The organism is Streptomyces sp. NBC_01217 (assembly GCF_035994185.1).
GTDB lineage: Bacteria > Actinomycetota > Actinomycetes > Streptomycetales > Streptomycetaceae > Streptomyces.
In genome coordinates, this window is sequence record NZ_CP108538.1 from 7,096,585 (window position 1) to 7,116,876 (window position 20,292).

General features: G+C 68.9%; 21 protein-coding genes and 5 pseudogenes. 15 read left to right on the forward strand and 11 right to left on the reverse strand.

The annotated features are described in order from the left end of the window. Positions 1–34 precede the first annotated feature (34 nt). The gene (locus OG507_RS31585; protein ID WP_327370511.1) at positions 35–1,264 is read left to right on the forward strand and encodes a molybdopterin-dependent oxidoreductase; all 1,230 of its coding nucleotides are present in this window, start codon (positions 35–37) and stop codon (positions 1,262–1,264) included. A gap of 313 nt (positions 1,265–1,577) precedes the next feature. On the opposite strand, the gene OG507_RS31590 is transcribed toward OG507_RS31585, so the two are convergent. From OG507_RS31590 to OG507_RS31600, 3 genes are read right to left on the reverse strand one after another with little or no spacing between them, the layout of a single operon-like run. Next, complete coding sequence (locus OG507_RS31590; RefSeq protein ID WP_327370512.1) at positions 1,578–2,318, reverse strand: class I SAM-dependent methyltransferase; 741 nt, start codon at positions 2,316–2,318, stop codon at positions 1,578–1,580. Next, positions 2,315–2,935 (reverse strand): TIGR04282 family arsenosugar biosynthesis glycosyltransferase, encoded by a 621-nt coding sequence (locus tag OG507_RS31595; protein ID WP_327370513.1) that lies wholly within the window; start codon positions 2,933–2,935, stop codon positions 2,315–2,317. The genes OG507_RS31590 and OG507_RS31595 overlap by 4 nt, the downstream gene beginning before the upstream one ends. Beyond that, positions 2,932–3,627 carry a glycosyltransferase family 2 protein gene (locus tag OG507_RS31600; protein ID WP_327370514.1) on the reverse strand — a complete coding sequence of 232 codons (696 nt, stop codon included), beginning with the start codon at positions 3,625–3,627 and terminating at the stop codon, positions 2,932–2,934. Before OG507_RS31600 ends, OG507_RS31595 begins: the two co-directional genes overlap by 4 nt. Before the next feature lie 178 nt (positions 3,628–3,805). On the opposite strand from OG507_RS31600, the gene OG507_RS40540 reads away from it, so the two are divergent. Continuing rightward, a complete protein-coding gene (locus tag OG507_RS40540) occupies positions 3,806–3,994 on the forward strand; it encodes a hypothetical protein (RefSeq protein ID WP_442811050.1) in 189 nt (62 codons plus the stop codon). 7 nt (positions 3,995–4,001) lie between these two features. Then, on the forward strand, positions 4,002–4,136 hold the full coding sequence (locus OG507_RS31610) for a hypothetical protein (protein ID WP_327370515.1): 135 nt from the start codon (positions 4,002–4,004) through the stop codon (positions 4,134–4,136). 313 nt (positions 4,137–4,449) lie between these two features. Here the strand turns inward: OG507_RS31610 and OG507_RS31615 are convergent, their stop codons facing one another. Together OG507_RS31615 and OG507_RS31620 are read right to left on the reverse strand one after the other, a co-directional pair. After that, a complete protein-coding gene (locus OG507_RS31615; protein WP_327370517.1) occupies positions 4,450–5,097 on the reverse strand; it encodes a peroxiredoxin-like family protein in 648 nt (215 codons plus the stop codon). 136 nt (positions 5,098–5,233) lie between these two features. Next, positions 5,234–5,380 (reverse strand): hypothetical protein, encoded by a 147-nt coding sequence (locus OG507_RS31620; RefSeq protein ID WP_327370518.1) that lies wholly within the window; start codon positions 5,378–5,380, stop codon positions 5,234–5,236. Between the two features lie 137 nt (positions 5,381–5,517). On the opposite strand from OG507_RS31620, the gene OG507_RS31625 reads away from it, so the two are divergent. Then, positions 5,518–6,117, forward strand: coding sequence for a TetR/AcrR family transcriptional regulator (locus OG507_RS31625; RefSeq protein ID WP_327370519.1), 600 nt, complete (start codon positions 5,518–5,520; stop codon positions 6,115–6,117). Between the two features lie 84 nt (positions 6,118–6,201). Here OG507_RS31625 and OG507_RS31630 read toward each other — a convergent pair. Beyond that, positions 6,202–6,562, reverse strand: a pseudogene (locus OG507_RS31630) (sodium:solute symporter); the annotation flags it as partial. Positions 6,563–6,634: 72 nt separating this feature from the next. Here OG507_RS31630 and OG507_RS31635 point away from each other — a divergent pair. From OG507_RS31635 to OG507_RS31660, 6 genes and pseudogenes are all read left to right on the forward strand, one after another. Continuing rightward, positions 6,635–7,003 (forward strand): hypothetical protein, encoded by a 369-nt coding sequence (locus tag OG507_RS31635; protein ID WP_327370520.1) that lies wholly within the window; start codon positions 6,635–6,637, stop codon positions 7,001–7,003. A 386-nt stretch (positions 7,004–7,389) separates the two neighbouring features. Next, on the forward strand, positions 7,390–7,635 hold the full coding sequence (locus OG507_RS31640; RefSeq protein ID WP_327370521.1) for a hypothetical protein: 246 nt from the start codon (positions 7,390–7,392) through the stop codon (positions 7,633–7,635). Positions 7,636–7,686: 51 nt separating this feature from the next. Next, positions 7,687–7,917, forward strand: a complete 231-nt coding sequence (locus OG507_RS31645; RefSeq protein WP_327370522.1) for a hypothetical protein — start codon at positions 7,687–7,689, stop codon at positions 7,915–7,917. Between the two features lie 162 nt (positions 7,918–8,079). Continuing rightward, positions 8,080–8,568: pseudogene (locus tag OG507_RS31650) on the forward strand (alanine:cation symporter family protein); the annotation flags it as partial. A 94-nt stretch (positions 8,569–8,662) separates the two neighbouring features. Then, positions 8,663–9,272: pseudogene (locus OG507_RS31655) on the forward strand (Na+/H+ antiporter NhaA); the annotation flags it as partial. A 544-nt stretch (positions 9,273–9,816) separates the two neighbouring features. Continuing rightward, positions 9,817–11,349 (forward strand): ISL3 family transposase, encoded by a 1,533-nt coding sequence (locus OG507_RS31660; RefSeq protein WP_442811051.1) that lies wholly within the window; start codon positions 9,817–9,819, stop codon positions 11,347–11,349. A 95-nt stretch (positions 11,350–11,444) separates the two neighbouring features. On the opposite strand, the pseudogene OG507_RS31665 reads toward OG507_RS31660, so the two are convergent. The 4 genes and pseudogenes from OG507_RS31665 to OG507_RS31680 all read right to left on the reverse strand — a co-directional run. Next, positions 11,445–11,969, reverse strand: a pseudogene (locus tag OG507_RS31665) (transposase); the annotation flags it as partial. Positions 11,970–11,985: 16 nt separating this feature from the next. Beyond that, the gene (locus tag OG507_RS31670; protein WP_327370523.1) at positions 11,986–13,038 is read right to left on the reverse strand and encodes an IS110 family transposase; all 1,053 of its coding nucleotides are present in this window, start codon (positions 13,036–13,038) and stop codon (positions 11,986–11,988) included. 329 nt (positions 13,039–13,367) lie between these two features. Continuing rightward, positions 13,368–14,111, reverse strand: a pseudogene (locus tag OG507_RS31675) (IS256 family transposase); the annotation flags it as partial. A gap of 178 nt (positions 14,112–14,289) precedes the next feature. Beyond that, positions 14,290–15,348, reverse strand: coding sequence for a PucR family transcriptional regulator (locus OG507_RS31680; RefSeq protein ID WP_327370525.1), 1,059 nt, complete (start codon positions 15,346–15,348; stop codon positions 14,290–14,292). A 206-nt stretch (positions 15,349–15,554) separates the two neighbouring features. On the opposite strand from OG507_RS31680, the gene OG507_RS31685 reads away from it, so the two are divergent. From OG507_RS31685 to OG507_RS31700, 4 genes are all read left to right on the forward strand, one after another. Further along, a complete protein-coding gene (locus OG507_RS31685; protein WP_327370526.1) occupies positions 15,555–16,061 on the forward strand; it encodes a hypothetical protein in 507 nt (168 codons plus the stop codon). An 85-nt stretch (positions 16,062–16,146) separates the two neighbouring features. Then, entirely contained in the window at positions 16,147–17,568 is a 1,422-nt protein-coding gene (locus OG507_RS31690; RefSeq protein ID WP_327370527.1) for a flotillin family protein, read from the forward strand. Between the two features lie 363 nt (positions 17,569–17,931). Then, a complete protein-coding gene (locus OG507_RS31695) occupies positions 17,932–18,072 on the forward strand; it encodes a hypothetical protein (protein WP_327370528.1) in 141 nt (46 codons plus the stop codon). Between the two features lie 39 nt (positions 18,073–18,111). Then, positions 18,112–18,615, forward strand: a complete 504-nt coding sequence (locus OG507_RS31700; RefSeq protein WP_327370529.1) for a hypothetical protein — start codon at positions 18,112–18,114, stop codon at positions 18,613–18,615. Here the strand turns inward: OG507_RS31700 and OG507_RS31705 are convergent. Then, the gene (locus OG507_RS31705; protein ID WP_327370530.1) at positions 18,610–19,452 is read right to left on the reverse strand and encodes an IS5 family transposase; all 843 of its coding nucleotides are present in this window, start codon (positions 19,450–19,452) and stop codon (positions 18,610–18,612) included. The genes OG507_RS31700 and OG507_RS31705 overlap by 6 nt on opposite strands. Before the next feature lie 436 nt (positions 19,453–19,888). On the opposite strand from OG507_RS31705, the gene OG507_RS31710 reads away from it, so the two are divergent. Further along, a complete protein-coding gene (locus OG507_RS31710; RefSeq protein WP_327370531.1) occupies positions 19,889–20,233 on the forward strand; it encodes a hypothetical protein in 345 nt (114 codons plus the stop codon). Positions 20,234–20,292: the final 59 nt, after the last annotated feature.

The following is a 20,292-nucleotide window of genomic DNA, read 5'->3' on the forward strand; positions in this document are numbered from 1 at the left end:
CTCCATAAGGGGTGCTCCGGCCTACGGTCGGACCATGCGAGACGATCCACGGCTCCCCACTTCCCCCGGCTTCTGGCGCAGTCCCCTGCGCGGCCCCTGGTTCACGTCCGTCCTCGGCGTCGTCCTGCTCGTCGGCATCACGGTGCTGTTCGTGACGGGCCTTGTCTCGTACGCCGCCTACAACCCGGGCCTGTCGCCGCTGAACGACAAGACCCCCGACAAGGGGATCCTCGGCTTCTACCTCTTCGCCTGGCCCACGAACCCCCACTGGCTTTACCGGCTCAACCAGGGCCTCCACGTCACCCTCGGCATCACCCTGATCCCGGTCCTGCTGGCCAAGCTGTGGTCTGTGGTGCCGAAACTGTTCGCGATACCGCCGGCCCGCTCTCTCACCCACGCACTGGAGCGGATCTCCCTGTTGCTGCTGGTCGGGGGCGGACTGTTCGAGTTCGTGACCGGTGTGTTCAACGTCCAGCTGAACTACGCCTTCCCGGGCTCCTTCTACCAACTGCATTTCTACGGGGCCTGGGTGTTCTTCGCGGCCTTCGCGGCCCACGCACTGTTGAAGATGCCCACCGCGTTGCGCAATCTGCGGCACGTGCGGGAGGAGCGGAACGACCTGGTGTCCCCGCGCCCCGCCGAGCCGACCGTCTCCCGGCGCGGCGCGCTGTGGTTCGTCGGGGGCGGCTCACTACTGCTGTTCGCCACGACGGTGGGGCAGAACTTCGACGCTCTGCGACGCACCGCCCTCCTCGCCCCGCACGGAGGGGCCGAGCCCCGCGGCGGCCCGAACGGTTTCCAGATCAACAAGACGGCCGCGTACGCCGGGATCGACGCGGCGGAGACGGGCGAGGACGTCTGGCGCCTCGTCGTCACGGGACGCACGGGCACCGTCCGCCTCGGCCGCGCCGACCTCCTTCGACTCCCGCTGCACAGCTCGGCGTTGCCGATCGCCTGCGTCGAGGGCTGGTCGACGTCCGACCAGCGGTGGCGCGGGGTGCAGCTAAGCGATCTCGCCGCTCTCGTCGGCTACGACGGCGACCCGCCGGACGTGCTCGTCGAGTCCCTCCAACGGCACGGCGCCTTCCGCCGCGCGGCCCTGCGCGCCAACCAGGTCGCCGACCCGCGCTCCCTGCTCGCCCTGTACGTCAACGGCGAAGACCTGTCCCCCGACCACGGCTATCCCGCCCGCGTGATCGTGCCCGCCGCGCCCGGCGTGCTGAACACCAAGTGGGTGGCCCGTATGACGTTCGGAGACCTGTGATGCTTCCGCGTGTTCCGGTCGGCAGCCCTCTGCAACTGTTGCTGCTCGCCTGCTCGTTCGCCCTCGCCGGCTACGCAGGAGTGCGGCTGCTCGCGAACGACTGGCTCGGCGTGGCGCTGTGGATCGTGGGGGCGGCGCTGCTGCACGACCTCGTGCTGCTGCCCCTGTACGCGGGGGCGGACAGAGCGGTGGTACGCGGTCTTGGCGCGGTCGGCCGCCGGGAGTGGGCGATGTACGTCCGCGTCCCGGCCGCGCTGTCCGGACTGCTCCTGCTCGTGTGGTTCCCGCTGATCAGCGGGATGGTGGGCCGGCGTTACCGGCTCGCCACGGGGCTGTCGCCGGACGGCTTCCTCGCCCGCTGGTTGCTGATCACCGCCGTCCTGTTCGGCGGCTCGGCGCTGCTGCTTGCGTTGCGGTTGCGCAGGGCGGCGAAGCGCCGACCGCCGACTGCCCACTGAGCGGCCCTCTCCCAGCCCTGCGCGTAGCGGTGCAGGGCCGGGGTGCCGAGCCGTGCCCAGGGGAAGGGGGCGCCGACGGTGGCATGTGCGTCGGTGATGTGGACGTGAACGCGTTCGTCGATGTCCACCGGCGCGGTCTCGGCGATCAGTAGCCCGCCGGGAGCGAGCAGGACGGCGACCCGCTCGAGAAGGGCGTGCGGGTCGCCGCCGATGCCGACGTTGCCGTCCATGAGCAGGACGGTGCCCCAGCGGCCCTCGCCGGGCAGCGGCTCGAAGACGGAGCGCCGTAGCGCCGGGCCGCCGAGCCGCGCTGTGTGGTCGACGGCGGCCTCGCTGACGTCGATACCGAGGGCGGTCTGGCCCCGGGCGGCGAGCTCGGCCACCAGTCGGCCTGGTCCGCAGCCAACGTCCAGCACGGTGCCCTCGCACCGGTCCAGCACGTCCAGGTCGACCGGGTCGGCCCTGGCGCACCAGCGTTCCACCTCCAGGGGGAGCAGCCAGCCGTCGTCCCGGCGCAGGAACAGCGGCCCTCGTACGGCGCGCAGGGCGGCGGCGTAGGAGTCGGCGTCCGCCCACGGGGGCACGGTGGTGCTCATCGGCGGCCCGCCGCCGTCGCCCACCGGGCCAGTCGCCCGGCGAACCGGCCGTGCGGGGCCAGGGAGGCGACCGCGTGGGCGTCGGCGGCGGTGTCGACGTCCCGCAGGTACGGCAGGTCGCGCACCCGCAGCCCGGCGGCGACCAGCCGCTCCCGCTGCACGACCCCGGTCACCGGCGTCGACATGGGCACGCCTCGCAGCAGGGCCGGATCGGGGCGGGCCAGGCCGAGCGCCCAGAATCCGCCGTCCTCCGCCGGACCGAAGTACGCGTCGCAGCGCGTGAAGTCCACGGTGAGCATCTCCGGCGTCACCTGCGGGGTGTCCATGCCGATGAGCAGGGCCGGGCCGGTGCAGCGCGCGAAGGCGTCCGCCAGCCGCTCGTCCAGCCCACCCGAGCACTGCGGTACGACGTCGAAGCCGGGCGGCAGCCACGGGCCGGGGGCGCCGTCGAGGACGAGGATCCGCCGCGACGCGGGCGCGGCGGCCACGGTGCGCAGGGTGTCGGCGAGGGCCGCTTCCGCGAGTTCCGCGGCTTCCTCGGGGGTGAAGGGCGGGGTGAGCCGCGTCTTGACGCGCCCCGGCCGGGGTTCCTTCGCGATGACGAGAAGCGCGGTCACCGTGCGGTTCCTCCCGCGTGTGTGGGGGCCTCGTGCAGGACGCGGCTCATGTCCCGTACCGCCTGCCAGGTGCCGCGCCAGGTGCCCGTCACCTTCGAGGCGCCGGTGCGCGGCAGGTACGGCACGTCGTGCTCGACGATCCGCCAGCCGGCGGCGGCCGCCCGTACGACCATCCGTAGGGGGTAGCCGCTGCGCCGGTCGGTGAAGCCGAGGGTGAGCAGCGGGTCGCGGCGGGCGGCGCGCAGGGGGCCGAGGTCGTGCAGGCGCAGCCCGGTGCGGCGGCGCAACATGCGCGCGAGTGCCAGGTTGCCCGCGCGGGCATGCGCGGGCCAGGCACTCCAGGTGCGGGGACGCCGCCTCCCGAGAACCAGGTCGGCCTCGCCGGAGCGGATCTCGTCGACGAAGGGCACGAGCAGCGCGGGGTCGAGAGAGGCGTCGCAGTCGCAGAAGCAGACGATATCGGCGCCGGCGGCGGCCAGTCCGGCGTGGCAGGCGGCGCCGAAGCCCCGGCGCGGCTCGTGCACGACGGTCGCGCCGAGCGCACGGGCGATCTCCGCCGAGCCGTCGATGGAGCCGTTGTCGACGACCAGGGCACGCCAGCCGTCCGGGATCCGCGCGAGCACCCAGGGCAGCGCCTCGGCCTCGTTCAGGCAGGGGAGGACGACGTCGACGTCTCGTGGTGGTGAGGTCACGCCTTCACCCTACGAGCGCGAATCAGGCATTTCGGGCTTGTGGTCCTTACGAAACGCGGACGTTGGGGCCGGGCGAGGGGCAGGGGGCGGCACCGGGGACGGCGTGATGCAAGGCTGGAAGCATGCAACAGCCGTACGAGCCCCTGGGGGCACAAGAGGGGGCCAGTCCACGCGGGTCGTGGTCGTCGACGACGATCCGACCGTCTCCGAGGTCGTCGCCGGATACCTGGATTGCGCGGGTTACCTCGTGGACCGGGCGGACGACGGGCCGACGGCCCTCATCCGCGCCGATGCACACCGCGCCGAACGCCGAAAGCGCTCGGGCCGCGGGTGCGTCGTGAGCGAGACGGGAGCCGCGTGCGCGTGACTTGGTGGTGGAGTACGAGACGGTCGGGCTCGACAGCGACGCCATGGACGCCGCGCGGCTGATGGAGGGTGGCGCCGACGTCGTGGTGGTCGGAGGCATCGAGCAGATCGCGCATCTGCTCCAGGGTGAAATGACTCGCTGACGATGCTGCTGCGCAGATCGCCACTTCATCGTTGGCGTGAGAGCCCGCATGAAGCGGCGATCTGCCCCTCGGCGTCGCGCAGCGCGTGGAGACCTGTTGAAGTGGGAGATGGCGCACGAACTGATCGCCACCGTGAGTGTGGTCGACGGCATCCGGTCGACCGGCGGCCGGGCACGACCCTCCCCGATGCCCCCCCCTGAGGCCGTCACGGAGTACGACGCGAAGACCGTATGGCGCGTCCTGCGGCGCCGCAGGACCCTGGCAAGGATCTCCCGCACGGACTCTCCGCGTCGGCGGCCACGCCCGAGGGTCCTCAGGTGAGGGCGTCGAGTGCGGCGAGGATGTCGGTCGGCTCCGCACGTGTGGTGTAGTCGTTGTTCACGAAGGCCCACTGGATGGTGCCGTCAATGCCGATGACGTATGTGGCGGGCAGAGGTAGCGTGCGGGCGTGACCGCCGTTGACGTGCTGCAGGTCCAAGCCGAGCTTGTCGTACGCGGCGGCCAGGTCGTCTGGCAGGTCGAAGGCGAGGCCGTAGGCCTTCGCGACGGCTGATCCGATGTCACTCAGGACTTCGAAGGCCAGGGTGTGCTTCTCGGTGAGCGCCAGCGACTCGTCGGGGATCTGCGGGGAGACGGCGATCAGCTGAGCGCCCCGTTCGGTGATGGCGGCGTGGTGCTCCTGGAGCGAGCGCAGTGCAATGTTGCAGTACGGGCACCAGGCGCCGCGATAGAAGGTGAGCACGACCGGCCCCTGGGCCAGTAGTCCTTTCAGCGTGACGGTCTCGCCGACGGCGGACGGGAGGGTGAAGTCGGGCGCCTGCGTGCCGACCGTGACGGCCCGGCCGGTCTGGCCGGAGGCTTCGAGTTCTTCCCCCGCCCGCTGCATGACCGCCCGGACCTCGGCAGGGATCTGCCGCTGGCGGGCTTCGTAGAAGGTGCGCAGTTCGGCGTTGAGTGACATGGGCTGGAGCCTCCGGGTTCGGCCGGGCGCAGCCTCCGTACCCAGGGGGTCCGGAGGCTCCACAACTTGGAACGACTATTTCAAGATAGGCTCATGTGTGGCCTCCTGCCAATTCCGTAGCGTCGAGCGATTGGGTTCAGAGAGTGGTGAACGGAGTGTGGTCGGCCAGGGCCAGCGCCCGGATGAACGCTGCGGCCCGGGCCGCCCGGCGGGCCAGGGCCCGGCGTGTCGGGGATCCGTGCGAGCCGTACACCGTCGTCCAGAGTGCAGGTATGCGGTTCATGCGTTCAGGTTGGGCAAGTGCTGCCGTCGTGTACCGGATCGTGGACGAACCTGGATGCCGAACCTGTAGAGGGCTGTGCTCGTCGGGACGGTCCAGAGTATCTTGGAACCTCTATTTCAAGTTTGGTGAGGTGGCCCATGCCGGACGTCAAGCACTTCGACCCGGACGCGGCTTTGGAGACGGTGGTGCGGCTGTTTTGGCGGCAGGGTGTCGCCTCGACCGGAATCCAGGATGTCGTGGCGGCGACCGGCCTCAACCGGTCCAGCCTCTACTCCACCTTCGGTGGCAAGCGCGAGTTGTACCTGGCGTCGCTGCGGCGCTACCTCGAGCACCGCTCGCAGCCGATGTTCCAGCGCCTCGCCGAGGACGAGCGGGGCCTACCGGCCATTGAGGAGTTCTTCGCCGGACTGATCAAGGCGCGCTGTTCAGGTGAGTACGCGCGATGGGGCTGCATGGTCTCCAACGCGCACGCAGGAGCCGAGAACACGGACGCCGACGTCGTCCGGGTACTCGACCAGCATCATCGGGGCTTGCGGGACGCCCTGCGAGCCGCTTTGGTGATGGCACAGGCGCGTGGACAGCTGGCAGAGAACGCCGACCCGGCTGCCGCGGCGGACGTGCTGGCGCTGGTCGCCTACGGGGTGAACCTCCGTTCCCGGGCCGGGGCGAGCGCCAGCTCGCTGCGTCGTAGCGTTGCCACTGCTCTGGACTCGATCGGTTCGCGGGTGGCGGCGTAGCCCTGCCCACCCTGCATGAGCGCGAAGGGGCACCGGGAAAGCGAGGTTATCTCGCTTTTCCGGAGCCCTCGTCATTCCCTCTCGTCAGTGCGCGGCTCCCGCGCCGACGGTCGGCAGGTCCACCTGGACGCCCTTGTCACCGGCGTCGGCGGTGTAGTTCCCCGGGGATGTCTCGTCGATGCCCGCCGGGCTTCACGGTCTTCAGGACGAAGGTGAGCACGATGGTCACGGCCAGGTTCATCACGAACGCCGTCATGCCGGTGTAGCCGATCTGGCCGATGCCCGGGATCTCCTTGGCTGAGCCGCCGAAGTGGGCTTGCGTCGGCGAGGCCACCCCGTACGCGGCCGCCGCGCCGCACACCGGCCGACCGCCCAGTCGGCGAGCGGCGCCCAGCGGTGGAACCAGCGCGTGAAGAGACCGCCCCGGCGCTGGGAAGGTCTGCACACTGCGCGGCCGGCCGTGCGGCCGTCTCTCAACCCGTGCAGGGGCTGTTCGACAGGTGCACACTACGCAGGTATGCAGACAGTCCATCATGCCAGAGACCGGCAACCTGAGGCCCAGTTCACCGCCGGTCAGCCACCGATGCTTGGACTCGACGGTATGGGTGACCGGATAACTGTTGCTGTACGGCTCAGGGCCCTGGGTGACGGCCACGGCGTTGGCGTGAGACAGGAGCAGGCCGAAGCGTTCGGCGAGGCGCTCGAGATCGCTGCGACCGCTGCGACCGTACAGCAGGTCGTCCTTGAACTCCCGCCGGGCGGCCTCTCCTTGCCACATGCCAGGGGCATCAACGGCCTGCTCGACGGCGGCGAAAAGGTGGTGGGCGGCGGCCTTGAGGCAGATCCGGGAGGACCGGCCGCGCGGCGGAGAGGTGAGCGCGGATGAGGCCCTGCAGCCCGACGTGGTCCTGAGGCCCGTTCCCCACGGGACTGCAGCGTCTCCCGTTCCTCGTGGGTGAGAGCGGCGGGTGGGCAAACACCCGCCAGGATCTCGGCGTACCCCAATAGGTACTCCTCGGCTGGCACGCCGCTCGCAGGGGCTCGCCACCGGCATCAAGAAGACGTCAAAGACTGCCCGGTTGCGGCAATGCCAAGCGGAGTACGCCTGCTCCAGGATGGTTCGGCGGGAGGGTATGGACGTGGACCTGATGCAGGGAGACGGAAACTGCGACGCGTTTGGGGGAGAGTCATCGAGGAGTTCCTCAAGACCGTTTTCGGCTTCCCCGCGCTGCTGTTCAGCGTGGCCTTGGTCGTCGTGGCGGTGTTCGGTTCATGGTCCTGTGCGGTGCCGCGGAGCGCGGCAGCACGGCACAGGCAGCACGCTGGACCGAGGTGACCGCCGCCTCCACGCCTACCCAGGCGCTCGGCGGCTCCGCAGACGACCCCCTCGCCCGGGCGGTCGCAGCCCTCGGCCTGCTCGCCGACCGCATCACGGCCATCGAGACGGCGATCACCCGTGCGACGGACCCCTGCCATCTCCTCGCGTCCCGCCGGACGGCACGCGGCACACCCCGCTGACGTACCCGCCCCCGAGCACCGACAGAACCGACGCAGGAACGGAGACAGAGCATGGCGAAGTCCGTGCACGCGACGATCAGGGAAGCCCCGATCTACTGCCTGATGTGCGACAACGACACGTTCCGCAAGCGGGAGGTGAAACTCAACAGCACGGGGATGGAGCTGTTCGACCTGGCGTGGGCGAACGAGTCGGCGACCGGCTTGATCTGTCGGTCGTGTGGTTACGTCCACCTGTTCGTCAACCGTGACATCAGGTTCCACCGGCAGGGGCGCGAGCGCTGAGGGAAGCCGGACGACCGTGTCCCGGGCGCCCGGCAGCGGGCTGACAGCCAGCTGCCGACGCCCGACCCGGACGGCGGGAAGTTATTTTCCGCGAGAATTCGGGTCATGGTCGACGGCGTAGGCGGCGAAGACCTGCCTGGTGGGCCCGTTCTTATGAAGGGCATCTGCACCATGACCGCCCTGACCATCGTTATCGCCAACCCGGTCAGCTGGGCCGAGGCCCGCGCGGGCGAGTCCGTCGGCAGGGTCACGATCACCTCCGATGCCTTCGGCACGGTCATGCCCTGGTACCCGTACATCCTGACCATCGCCGTCATGCTGTTCGCGATCTCCACGGTGCTGACCTGGGGCTACTACTGCATGAAGGTATGGACGCACCTGTTCGGCCGCAGCAACGGTAGCGAACTGACGTTCAAGGTCTTCTACACCGTCTTCGCGGTGGCCGGCTCCCTGCTCACCCTGCAGACCCTGATCGACATGGCCGACGCCGTGCTCTTCATGCTCGCCGTCATCAATATCATCGCCCTCTACCTCCTTGCCCCGGTGGTGAAGCGGGAGCTGAACTCCTTCCTCGCCTTCGTCCGCAGGCGGGACTCTGGCCTCGACACCGAGGCCGACACCGACCAGGAGCTGGTGAAGACCACCGTCTGACCGCCCCCCACGGTCCGGCTCTCGAAGGGTCCTGTCCCCACCTCGCGCCTTGGTGGGCACAGGGCCCATCGCCCTGTTTTCGCAGCTGAGAGCCGCTCTGATGTACAACTCCGGCGTCCACGCCACCGTCGCCGGCGTCGCCATGGGCCTGATCCTGCGCACCACCCGCGACAAGGGAGAGGACACCGCGCCGGCCGCCCGTGTCTCGCACCTGCTGCACCCGGTCTCCCGCCGGTGTCGCGGTCCCTCTGTTCGCGCTCTTCGCCGCCGGCGTTGGCGTCTCCGTCGGAGCTCTCATGCACGTGTTCACCGACCCCGAACCGCTGGGGGCCGTCGTCGGTCTCGTCGCCGGCAAGATCCTCGGCATCTTCCTCGGCACGTACCTCGCCGCACGCTTCACCCGCGCCCGGCTCAACCCCGACCTCGCCCGGGCCGACGTCTTCGGGCTCGCCACCCTGGCCGGGATCGGTTTCACCGTCGCCCTCCTCATCGGCGAACTCGCCTTCTCGGCGGGCGCCGAGGCCGAACACATCAAGGCCGCTGTCCTCGTGGGCTCCCTCATTGCCGCGGCGTTGGCCGCTGTTCTGCTGCGACGCCGCAACCTCATCTACCGGCGCCTGTGCGAAGAGGAAGACCGCGACGCCGATGTCGACGGCATTGCCGACATCTACCAGTCCGGTGCGCGGCTTAACAGCGCGGGTTGAACGGGCAGGGTGCGGCCGCGGCGTTGCTCGGCGCGGGCGTCGTGCTCGCCCTCCTGGTCATCCGCACCGCCGTGCGTGGAAGGAACCGGGCAGCGCCCGGCACGAATGGACGTTCCTGCGGGAGCGGCGAGGTCTGGTCACCTTGCCTCAAGCCGCCGAGGCGGCGGAGGGGGCCCACCCGGTGCGGGTGAGTGCACAGCCAGGGCAGCAAACATGTATGCGGAGCTCGAGTGCACGGGAATCCGGGCGCGCAGTGTCTGCCCCCACCAGGTCGTACCCGAAGAGCCCACCAGCAGGGGGACGGTCCAATGGATGCGCAGCGGCACCACAGAACTCATCCGTTCCGTACCGAGCTCTTCATCACGGTCTCCCACGGCCCGAAGCAGGCGGCACGCCACACGAGCCCTTACGTCGTGGGAGTCTCCCGCGCCCAAGCCAGCACGGTTCATGCCCACCGACCGTTTTCGCTGGGTCTATCAGGAATGAGGGTCTGGCCCGTAGTCGGTGGTGACGCCGAGTAGCCATCCGCGATCATGATCTTGTGATGGATGTCAACTCCCTTGTCGGGACGGTGTTTTCCGGGCTGTCGGTGCTCGTCGTCGAGGACGTGGTGGACGGTGGTGACGCAGTGGTGGTCACGGCCCGCACGCGGGATGTGGCGGTGCCGTGTCCGGCGTGCCGGACGCCGACGGCGAAGGTGCACGGGTATCACCGCCGGACGGTGACGGACGTGCCGGTCGACGGCCGCCCGGTCGTCGTCCACCTGCGGGTACGGCGGCTGGTCTGTCCAGCCCTGGGCTGCCGGAGACAGACCTTCCGCGAGCAGATTTCCGGACTGCTGGAGCGCCATCAGCGCCGCACGGTGCGGCTTGCCTGGCAGATATCCCAGGTGGCGCGGGAGTTATGCGGCCGGGCGGCCGCACGCCTCGCTGGTCTAATGGCCGTGCCCGTTTCCCGCAGTACCGCGCTGCGTCATCTGCGGCGCCTGCCGCTGCCGCAGCAGGCGGTCCCGCGGGTGATCGGCGTGGACGATTTCGCCCTGCGCCGCCGCCACCGCTACGCCACGATCATCACGGATGCCGAAACCAGCAGACGCGTCGAAGTCCTGCCCGACCGCGAGATGGCCACCCTCGAGTCCTGGCTGCGCGAACATCCTGGTGTCGAGGTCGTGTGCCGGGACGGCTCGGCCACTTACGCCGAGGCCGTCCGCCGCGCCTTGCCCGACGCGGTGCAGGTCAGCGACCGGTGGCACCTATGGCGAAATCTCTGCGACAAAACCCTGCTCGAGGTCCGCGCGCACGCCGGCTGCTGGGCCACCATCAACCCGCCCCGCCCCGGCGGAGTACGCGAACAGAGCACCCGCCAACGCTGGAACAAGATCCACGAGCTCCTCGGTCAAGGCGTCGGCCTTCTCGACTGCTCCCGCCGTCTCAACCTGGCCCTGAACACCGTCAAACGCTACGCCCGCATGCCCGAACCCCAGGCCCTGCGCATCGCTCCGGCCTACCGGCCCACCCTCGTCGACCCCTACCGCGAGCACCTGCGCCGGCGCCGTGCCGAGGAAACGGCTGTCCCGGTCACCCACCTCCTCGAAGAGATCCGGGAGTTGGGCTACACCGGCAGCGCGAACCTCCTGGTCCGCTACCTCAACCAGGGCCGCGCCGAAGGTGACCGCCCCGTCACCACCGCGCGCCACGCCGGCCGCCTCCTGCTCACCGACCCCGAAAACCTGCGCCCGAAGGAAACGACCCTGCTGGAGAAGATCGCCGCGGCCTGCCCGGAGATGACCGCACTCGCCGATCTCATACGCGGCTTCGCCGCCCTGCTGAAACCAGGCGAGGGCAACGACGTGAAACTCACCGAGTGGATCACGGCCACCCGCGCCGTCGATCTGCCCTACCTGCGCAGCTTCACCAATGGCCTCGAAATCGACCGGCTTGCCGTGGACGCCGGCCTCACGTTGCCCTACCACAACGGCCGCACCGAGGGCGTCAACACCCGCACCAAAAGGATCATGCGGCAGATGCACGGACGCGCCGGATTCGATCTCCTCCGCCACCGCATCCTCCTGCCCTGACGGACACCCAGCGTCACCACCGACTACGGGCCAGACCCAGGAATGAGGTGTGATTCGTCTGATTGGCCTACAGGTTCTTCGGTGGACTGATTGGTCTACACCCGTCCGACTGTAAGACGGCCGTCGAAGAGGAGGTCGAACTCGTTCAGCGCGCTCTTCCAGCGATTGTTCCAGCGCTGGCGGCCGCGTCCGGTGGGATCGAGGGCGAGGGTGGCCAGGTAGAGGCGCTTGAGGGCGGCGGTCTCGTTGGGGAAGTGTCCGCAGGCTTAGGCCGCGCGTCGGTAGCGGGCGTTCAGCGACTCGATGGCGTTGGTGGTGTAGACGACCTGGCGGATGGCGTCCGGGAGGCCGAGGAAGGGAACGAATTCGCTCCAGGACCGTTCCCAGATCCCGGTGATCGACGGGTACTTCTTGCCCCATGTGCCGTCGAAGTCGGCCAGTCGCTGCCGGGCCTGCTCCTCGTTGACGGCCGTGTAGACGGGCTTGAGGTCGCGGGCGACGTCGGCCCAGTCGCGGCGGGACGCGTAGCGCAGGCTGCCGCGGATGAGGTGGACGATGCAGGTCTGCGCCACGGTCTGCGGCCACACGGTGTTCACCGCGTCGGGCAGGGCGGAGAGGCCGATGCCCCTATGGATGTCAAGTCGCGAGGCTGTCGGGAACAGTCAGCGGGGTGGCGGCGATGCAGCGGTGTATCTCGCGTGCGACGTACCGCTTCAGGCAGCGGATGACCTCCCGTTTCGTCTTGCCCTCTGCGGTGCGTCGCAGCAGGTAGGCACGGGAGCGTTCCTCCCAGCGCAAGCGGGAGAGCACGATGCGGTAGAGGGCGGCGTTGGCCTGCCGATTCCCGCCGCGGTTGAGTCGCCGCCGTTGGCTCTTGCCGGATGAGCGTTCGACCGGACTGACACCGCAGAGAGCGGCGAAGGACGCCTCGTCGCGGAGGCGATCATGGTTGTCGCCGGCCGCGATGAGCAAGATGGCTGCGCTGTCCGGACCGACGCCGGTGAGTTCGAGGAGCTGCGGGCTGTGCGCCTGGATGATGGCGGCAATCCGACGGGTGAGCGTGATGGCCTCGGCGGACAGCTGCTTGATGCGGTGGGCCAGCAGGCTCAGGGCCTGCTGCACCGCGCTCGCCTGAGTGTCCAGGGCAGCGCACGCCTTGAACAACGCCGGGTTCGAGAGCCCGGCGAGGGACTCACGCAGCTGTGCCGGCGCACTGACCAGGAGAGCCTTGAGCTGGTTGTTGGCCTGGGTGCGGTTGCGGACTGCGGAGTCCTTGACGACCTTCAGGACGCGAAGCTCCTCCACTGGGCCGTCTTTGCTCTTCGGGGTCCCTGTGGCTCGTCCGCCCAGCACGGCCCGGGCTGCGGCCTCGGCGTCGACGGCATCGGTCTTGCCCGAGCGTCGCCGGGCCGCCCGGTCCGGCCGGTTGACCTCGATGACTTCAACGCCCTCGGTGGCCAGGTGCCGGGCCAGTCCGGCACCGTAGGAGCCAGTCCCCTCCACCCCGGCCTGCCGGATGACTCCCAACACACCTGCCCATTCAGCGAGTTGGCGGTATCCGGAGGCCGTAGCAGGGAACGACTGGGTGCCCAGCAGGGCGCCGAGAACGCTGACGACAGCGGCGACGTGCACGTCCTTGTGAGTGTCGACGCCGAGCACGGCGGTGGCGGAGTCAACGGGCGGCTGCACGGTGTCGCCGTTGTGAGTGAGTGTCGACGCCGAGCACGGCGGTGGCGGAGTCAACGGGCGGCTGCACGGTGTCGCCGTTGTGAGGCATGCTGAGAATGGTCATGTGCCTGTCTCGATCGGTTCGCGGGCGGATGGCCGCCGCCGGACCGGTCGGGCGGTCAGGACTGTGAGGGTGCCTGTCGCGAAGGCCCCTATCGGGACACGCCCGCCGGGCCGGCGCCAGCGAGCCCCGCACGGAACCGGGCCGACAGATCGGCGCTCAGGACACCTTGGTCAGTCGCAGACCGGGTCAAGCCGCGGCCCCCGTGCGGAACACGACCATCCTCACAGTCGCAGACCAGCATCAACACATCGCGGACGCCCCTGTTCTTGATCTCGGTCAGGACGGTCTGCCAGTACTTGGCGCCCTCGCCGCCGTCGCCGGCCCACAGTCCCAGGATCTCCCGGTAGCCGTCGGCGGTGACCGCGATGGCCACATACACGGGTCGGTTCGCGACGTGCCCGTCGCGGATACGGACGTGGATCGCGTCGATGAAGACCACCGGATAGACCGCGTCGAGCGGGCGGGTGCGCCATTCCGCCATCGACTCCAGAGCTTTGTCGGTGATGGTGGAGACGGTCTCTTTTGTGGTCGTCATCCCGTACACCTCGGCGAGATGGGCGACGATCTCGCCGGAGGTCAGGCCCTTCGCGGTCAGCGACAGGACCATCTCGTCCAGCGCACCCGTCCGGCGGGCGTACTTGGGCAACAACCGTGGGGTGAAGGTGCCCAGGCGGTCCCGGGGGACCTGCACGGTCACCGTGCCGACCTCCGTCATGACTTTCTTGGCCCGGTAGCCGTTACGCATGTTGCCGCCCGAGCGTGAACCGCGGCCGCCGGCCCGCCCGGCCTCCGCCGCGAGATGCACATCCATCTCGGCCTCCAGGGCGGCCTGCATCAGATGCTGGGCCAGCTCGGGCAGCAGCCCGCCCTCGCCCATCAACCGCAGCCCTCCTAGGCGCACCTTCTCGGCCGCCAGCGCGGCCAGCTCCTCCAGCAGCTCGCTGGCCAGACCGTTCTCGGATACCGGCATCGACTTCACGTCGGCACCCTCGGTGCTCTCACCGGCCACGGCAAGCGACACACCGTCAGCGGCCTCGATCAGGTGATCCGTCGTCGTACTCATCAGGTGACTCCTTCGGGGAACCACACACCTGATTCATGACACTCCCTTTTCGCTCGCCGGGGTCCTGTGGCCGCGGGCGTGGGTTTCATGGCCCGAGGTTCTTGGCCGGCCAGTCGAGCAGTCGGGCTCCGATGACTGCGGTCTGCAGGGCGTAGCGGTGCAGGGGGTCGGCGGGGTTGGAGCCGGTGAGGCTGTGGATGCGTGTGAGGCGGTAGGTCAGTGCCCTGACGCTGAGATTGAGCTGGCGTGCTGCTTCGGTTGCGACGCAGCCGGCGTCGAAGTAGGCGGTGAGGGTGTTGAGCAGGGGGCCGGGGCCGCCGCGTGCGTTGTGGAGGGGGCCGAGGATGTTGCGTACGAGGTCGGCCATCGCGGCGCGGTCGCGGGTGAGGACGGGGAAGACGAGGAGGTCGGCGGCGTGCAGGACCGGGCTCTCCAGGTCCATGCGTGCTGCCAGGTCAAGGGCGTTGAGAGCTTCCTCGTAGGAGTGGACGACGCCGCCCGGGCCGGGGTGGGGCCGCCCGATGGCGACCTGGCCGCCGTCCGTGGCGGCGTGCGCGTGCTTGGCGAAGTAGGTCAGGATTTCGTCTTGTTCGCCGGGTGCGATGCAGATGAGCCTGCCGTCTTTGGTGGTGAGCAGGATGCTGCGGTCTCCGAAGCGGGTGAAGACGGCCTGTTCCACCTTGCGCAAGACGGTGCCGGTCTCGTCGTAGGAGGCCGGGTCGCCGGCTACTGCGACGGCGTGGGCGTGGGAGAGTCGCAGCCCGAAGCGCTCGGCGCGCTCGGCGAGTCGGCCCAGGTCGCTGCGCCCGTAGAGGAGGTCGTCGATGAACTCGCGGCGCGCGGCTTCTTCCTGGCGTACGGCGAGTCGCTGGGCGCCTTCGTAGCCTTCGGCAAGGGCGTCGATGGCTTGCTCGACAGCCGCGAGAACGTTGGTGGCGGCGGTGTCGGGCCAGGTTTCCCGTGTCACGGCGAGGTGTTTGACGACGAGGGCGCGCAGGCTGTGACCGGCCTCGGCGGCCTGTTCACCGAGCGCCCGCCGGGAACGCAGCTCGTCCCGGGTGAGGCGACGGCCGGTCGCGGCGACCTCGGCCAGGATCTGGGCGTAGCCCGCCAAATATTCGTTCGGAATCGTCTGCCCTGCCACGCGGCCCCCCGGTTTTTGATGCGTTGGTGACGCGTTCTTGACGCGACGAGGACCAGGGTGGCATGTCGCAGCGGATTGTTCTTCGGCCGGGGTTCGGCATCAAGAACGTGTAAAGATTGCCGGGTTCCGGCAGTGAACTTGTGTGCGGATGCATGAAAGCATCGCCGTATCGTCGGGTGCTCGCGTAGGGGGATGGGGTGGCGCATATGGGCTGGTTTCTTGGTCTCGGCATCGCCGGCGTGGTGCTGCTCATGCTGTCCCTGCTCTTCGACGGGGTGCTGGAAGGGGCCTTCGACGGGCTGAGCGGCGCGCTGGACGGGTTCCTGTCGCTGCCGGTGATCGCCGGATTCGTGTCGATGCTCGGCTTCGCCGGAGCGATCACGCTCGGCACCACCGGCCTGGGAGCGGGAGCGGCCACCGGTGTGGGCGCGGTGGCGGGGGTCGGCACGGGATGGCTGACCTGGAAACTCAGCCGTGCTCTGATGCGCGACGGTGCCTCCAACACGCCGCGCGGCGAGGATCTCGTGGGCAGTTCAGGCTCCGTGGTCACCGCCGTTCCCGTCGACGGATACGGCGAGGTGCTGCTGTATCTGGGCGGGCAGCCGCTGAAAGTCGCGGCGAAGAGTTCCACCCCGATCGCTCGCGGCAGCGAGGTCTGGGTCGAGTCAGTGCTCACCGCGACCTCCGTCGTGGTCCGCCCCGTCGACCGTTGACCGCTTGACCGTCTCATCACCGCACTGTCCGTGTGCCGGTCGTTTTCTGTCTCTTCCAACTGTTCGGAAACAAGGGGGATTCGCCATGAGCCCTGTACTCACCGCTGTGGTGGGCATCGTCGTTCTCGTCGTACTGCTCGCCCTCGTTGTCATCACCCGCTACAAGGTCGCAGGGCCCAGCGAGGCGTTCATCATCACCGGCCGCCGCGGCAAGAAGGCGACCGATCCGGCCACCGGCCGGGTCTTCACCGACCAGAGCGGGCAGAAGGTCGTGGTCGGCGGAGGTGTCTTCGTCGTCCCGTTCGTCCAGCAGAAGTTCACCCTGGACCTGTCCAGCCGGCACATCCCGGTCGCGGTGCGCGGCGCAGTCACCCTGCGCGGGGTGAAGGCCAATCTTGAGGGCGTCGCGATCGTCAAGGTCGGCGGGACCGAGGACTCCATCCGTGCCGCGGCCCAGCGGTTCCTGATGCAGCAGGACGGCATCGTCGGGTTCACCCAGGAAGTGCTCTCCGGTGCGCTGCGGTCCATCGTCGGCCGGATGTCGGTCGAGGACATCATCCGGGACCGGGCGGCGTTCGCCGGTCAGGTCGCGGAGGAGGCCGAGGCGAGCCTGTCCGGGCAGGGCCTGGTCCTGGACGCCTTCCAGATCCAGGACATCACCACCGAGGGCTCCTACCTGGAGGACCTCGGACGGCCCGAGGCCGCCCGCGCCAAGCAGGAGGCGGACATTGCCGAGGCCGTTGCGCGGCGTGCGTCGGAGCAGGCGCGGCTGAAGGCCGAGGAAGAGATCGCCATCGCGCAGCGGACGTTCGCGCTCAAGCAGGCCGAGATCAAGGCGGAGACCGACGAGGCCGCCGCGAGGGCTGCCGCCGCCGGCCCGCTCGCCGAGGCCGACCGCCAGCAGGAGATTCTGAGCCAGCAGGAGAAGGTCGCCGAGCGGCAGGCCGCGCTGACCGACCGTGAACTGGACACCCAGGTCCGCAAGCCCGCCGACGCCGCCCGCTACCAGGCCGAGCAGGAGGCCGAGGCCCGCCGGATCGCCCAGGTCAAGGAGGCTGAGGCCGACGCCCAGCGCGCCCGGCTGACCGGCGAGGGCGAGAAGGCCCACCGCGCCGCCCTCGCTGCCGCCGTACGGATCGAGGGCGAGGCGCAGGGTGCGGCCATCGCCGCAAGGGGATCGGCTGAGGCCGAGGCGATGCGGAAGAAGGCCGATGCCTTCGCCCAGTACGGCGACGCGGCCGTCCTGCAGATGCTCGTCGAGGTGCTGCCGCAGGTCGTCGGCAAGGCAGCCGAGCCGCTGTCCGCCATCGACAAGATGACAGTCATCTCCACCGACGGAGCGAGCCAACTGTCCCGCACGGTCACCGACAACGTCGCCCAGGGCATGGAACTCCTCAGCTCCACCACCGGAGTCGACCTAGCGCAACTGCTCCAGGGCATCACGCAGAAGAAGAGCCAGAACACGATCGAACCCGCCGACAACGGAGCGGTCGAGATCACCGACTAGCCTCGGCCTTTCAGTTGGGGTGCCGGTGGTCACCCTGCCGTGAACGCAAAAGTGCCTTCTGAACATGGAGGATGAGCTCTCCCAAGGGGCTCGATCAGTCCAAGCAGAGGGCACTTTCTGCGTGAAAGGTGTCAGGTTCCCCTCAGCAGACGCTGTCGCCGCTGGCCCCAACCCCCGCCGCCACCCCGCCTGAAGGGGGACTCACCCCCACAGCTATGCCCAGCACCTGCCAATCACCCACGGACTTGGGTAGTGCTCTGTCACGGACCTGTTCTCGTATAGCTACGGCGGGGTGGCGTGTAGCGCTGTGTCACGCCCCAGGCCATCGTTTCCCCTCCCTGGTCATCTCGTTGAGCTGAATGAGTGATCACGGCTTGGTGCGGAGGAGAGCGGGCGGAGCAGGACTGGGAGCCGGAGGACCTGTTCGAGGTCTGGACGCTGCTCGAAGACGACATGAAGAGGGTGCGGAACCCGGCGGGCGCGTTGCAGTTCGGGCAGTCGTGATGTTCTACCGCAAATGGGGCCTGACCGGGCGTGAGATCCATGGCCCAGTCTCTCAAAGAGCGTTTTGTCCTGGCGAGAGTGTTTGATAACTGGCGCGATGTCAGTTGCTTGGGGCTGACCGTGTCGGCGTGTGAGGATCCGCCCGTGGAGTGTGATGTGTGCGGACTGGCGATGTGGCGGTGGCCGGTGCCGTCGACGGCCCGGGAAGAAGAGATCTGGTCCTGTTTGTGGTGTTATGCCGCCACCCAGGTGGGCGGCGAATGGTTCGAGATCTTGCGACCGCCGTATCTGCCGATGGAGATGCGCTGGGAGAGGGCTGTCGCGGATGGCCTTGCCGCCGGCGCCTCCCACGCTTTTGGCATCTTCGACAAGACGCTGTGCGGGATCCAGGAACTCGGCATGTCACCGTCTGACCACTGGTGGCTGCCGGAACGGGAGAACGCCTGTGGCGCGTGCCGGGAAGCGGCGGGTGTCATTGATGACCGCTGGCCGCAGGCGATGAGGGGCGAGGACGCGCGGGTCAGCGTGGCCCGGCGGCTATGAATACTTCCAGTTCGGAGTCGATTCTCGGGTGAGCCTGCGGCTCATCAGGTCGATCAGCGCGAGGCGGATCATGGCTTCGGAGCGGTGCGGGTGGGCTTCGTAGTCGCGGGCGAGGCGGCGGTGGTGCATGAGCCAGCCGAAGGTTCGCTCGACGACCCAGCGCCGCGGAATCACCTTGAATCCCTTCTGGGCAGGGTCACGGCGGGTGACTTCGACGTCGACGCCGAGGCGGGCGCCGTGCTCGATGACCTTGGTGCGGTAGCCGGTGTCGGCCCAGGCTTTGGTGATGCGGGGGTGGTCGGTGGCGATGTTCGAGAGCACGTGGATGCCGCCGACGTTGTCGGAGACGCTGGCGGCGGTGACCAGCACAGCCAGGAGAAGGCCGAGTGTGTCGACGCCGATGTGGCGTTTGCGGCCTGCGATCTTCTTGCCCACGTCGATGCCCTGGCCTGACGCGGGCACGTTCGCGGAGGTCTTGATGCTCTGGGCGTCGAGGATGCAGGCGGTCGGCTCGGCATCCCGGCCCTCGGCTTCTCTCACGAGTCGGCGGAGGAGGCTGTTGAGGTGGTCGAAGACTCCGTCCTTCTGCCATGCGGCGAAGTATCCGTAGACGGTTTCCCACGGGGCGAAGTCGTGCGGCAGGTACCTCCACGGGATTCCGGTGCGGTCGACGTAGAGGATGGCGTCCAAGATGGTACGCAGGTTGTGCTCGGGCGGCCGGCCGATGTCCAGGCCCTTCCCTCTCCGCTCGGCCCGCCAGGCCGTCAGTGTCGGTTCCAGCAGTTCCCAGCGGGCATCGGACAGGTCACTTGGATACGGGCGGCGTTGGCGTGGCATGTTTCTGTAGTACCGATGCCCGCCGTCCCGTCACAGGGCGCAAACAGGTGTGACCGGGGGCGTGTTGGGATCAGACAGGAGCGAAGGCATCGAAACGGACCCTAGGAATCCGTCACCCGCCCCACCTGCCACAACAGACACCCACTACCTCGGTCAGCCCGAAGAGATCTGCCACCCGAAGCACCAAGAAGCACCCCTAGCGGGACAAAACGCTCTTTCAGAGAGTGTTTGGACCTCCCTCCCCAGTCCGTGCGGCCCGGCAGCGACGATAGGGATGGCGGTCTGTTTCGAAGGCAGTGGGCGTGAGCCCATGTGACGGGCTTGCTTGGGGACGACCGAAGCCGCATCGTGATCCGGGCGATACCCCGTCGGGCTGGTACCACGGACCCGCCGGTGTGAGGGTTGCTGGCACTCGCTACCGATCTTGAGGTCTGTTATGTCAGGTCTGCCGTTTGTCGCCCCCTTGATGGTGCTGGCCTCCCTGCTCTGGGGGATGCCGCCGCTCCTGTATCCCCGGCGGCGACGGGCGGGCGTCACCATCGCCGTCTCACACCTCATCGTGACGCTGGCGATCACCCGACCCTGGACCGAGGACTGGTACTGGCACGACGGAGCATGGCTGATGCTCGTCTTCGGGCACGGAGCGCTCATCGCGCTGGGAAGACTGGGCTTCGAACTCAGCCCACTCGGCACCCGTCGGCGTCGCACGACCTCCCGCCTCCCGGCCCGCGACGAAACCATGCGCCTGGAGGCAAAAGAGCAACCCTCAAAATCCTGGTAGAAGGCCGGTCCGTACTCCCGCCCCGCATCGACACACCTGTCGTCACGGCCTGAGCGCGG

What these genes read in the sequence shown, in the direction of transcription:
- OG507_RS31585 (WP_327370511.1), top strand. Translation starts at nt 35, where the DNA reads ATGCGAGACGATCCACGGCTCCCCACTTCCCCCGGCTTCTGGCGCAGT.
- OG507_RS31705 (WP_327370530.1), bottom strand. Translation starts at nt 19,452, where the DNA reads ATGCCACGCCAACGCCGCCCGTATCCAAGTGACCTGTCCGATGCCCGC.
- OG507_RS31615 (WP_327370517.1), bottom strand. Translation starts at nt 5,097, where the DNA reads ATGTCACTCAACGCCGAACTGCGCACCTTCTACGAAGCCCGCCAGCGG.
- OG507_RS31635 (WP_327370520.1), top strand. Translation starts at nt 6,635, where the DNA reads ATGCAGACAGTCCATCATGCCAGAGACCGGCAACCTGAGGCCCAGTTC.
- OG507_RS31625 (WP_327370519.1), top strand. Translation starts at nt 5,518, where the DNA reads ATGCCGGACGTCAAGCACTTCGACCCGGACGCGGCTTTGGAGACGGTG.
- OG507_RS31685 (WP_327370526.1), top strand. Translation starts at nt 15,555, where the DNA reads ATGGGCTGGTTTCTTGGTCTCGGCATCGCCGGCGTGGTGCTGCTCATG.
- OG507_RS31590 (WP_327370512.1), bottom strand. Translation starts at nt 2,318, where the DNA reads ATGAGCACCACCGTGCCCCCGTGGGCGGACGCCGACTCCTACGCCGCC.
- OG507_RS31710 (WP_327370531.1), top strand. Translation starts at nt 19,889, where the DNA reads ATGTCAGGTCTGCCGTTTGTCGCCCCCTTGATGGTGCTGGCCTCCCTG.
- OG507_RS31645 (WP_327370522.1), top strand. Translation starts at nt 7,687, where the DNA reads ATGGCGAAGTCCGTGCACGCGACGATCAGGGAAGCCCCGATCTACTGC.
- OG507_RS31620 (WP_327370518.1), bottom strand. Translation starts at nt 5,380, where the DNA reads ATGAACCGCATACCTGCACTCTGGACGACGGTGTACGGCTCGCACGGA.
- OG507_RS31690 (WP_327370527.1), top strand. Translation starts at nt 16,147, where the DNA reads ATGAGCCCTGTACTCACCGCTGTGGTGGGCATCGTCGTTCTCGTCGTA.
- OG507_RS31640 (WP_327370521.1), top strand. Translation starts at nt 7,390, where the DNA reads ATGGTCCTGTGCGGTGCCGCGGAGCGCGGCAGCACGGCACAGGCAGCA.
- OG507_RS31660 (WP_442811051.1), top strand. Translation starts at nt 9,817, where the DNA reads ATGGATGTCAACTCCCTTGTCGGGACGGTGTTTTCCGGGCTGTCGGTG.
- OG507_RS31700 (WP_327370529.1), top strand. Translation starts at nt 18,112, where the DNA reads ATGGCCCAGTCTCTCAAAGAGCGTTTTGTCCTGGCGAGAGTGTTTGAT.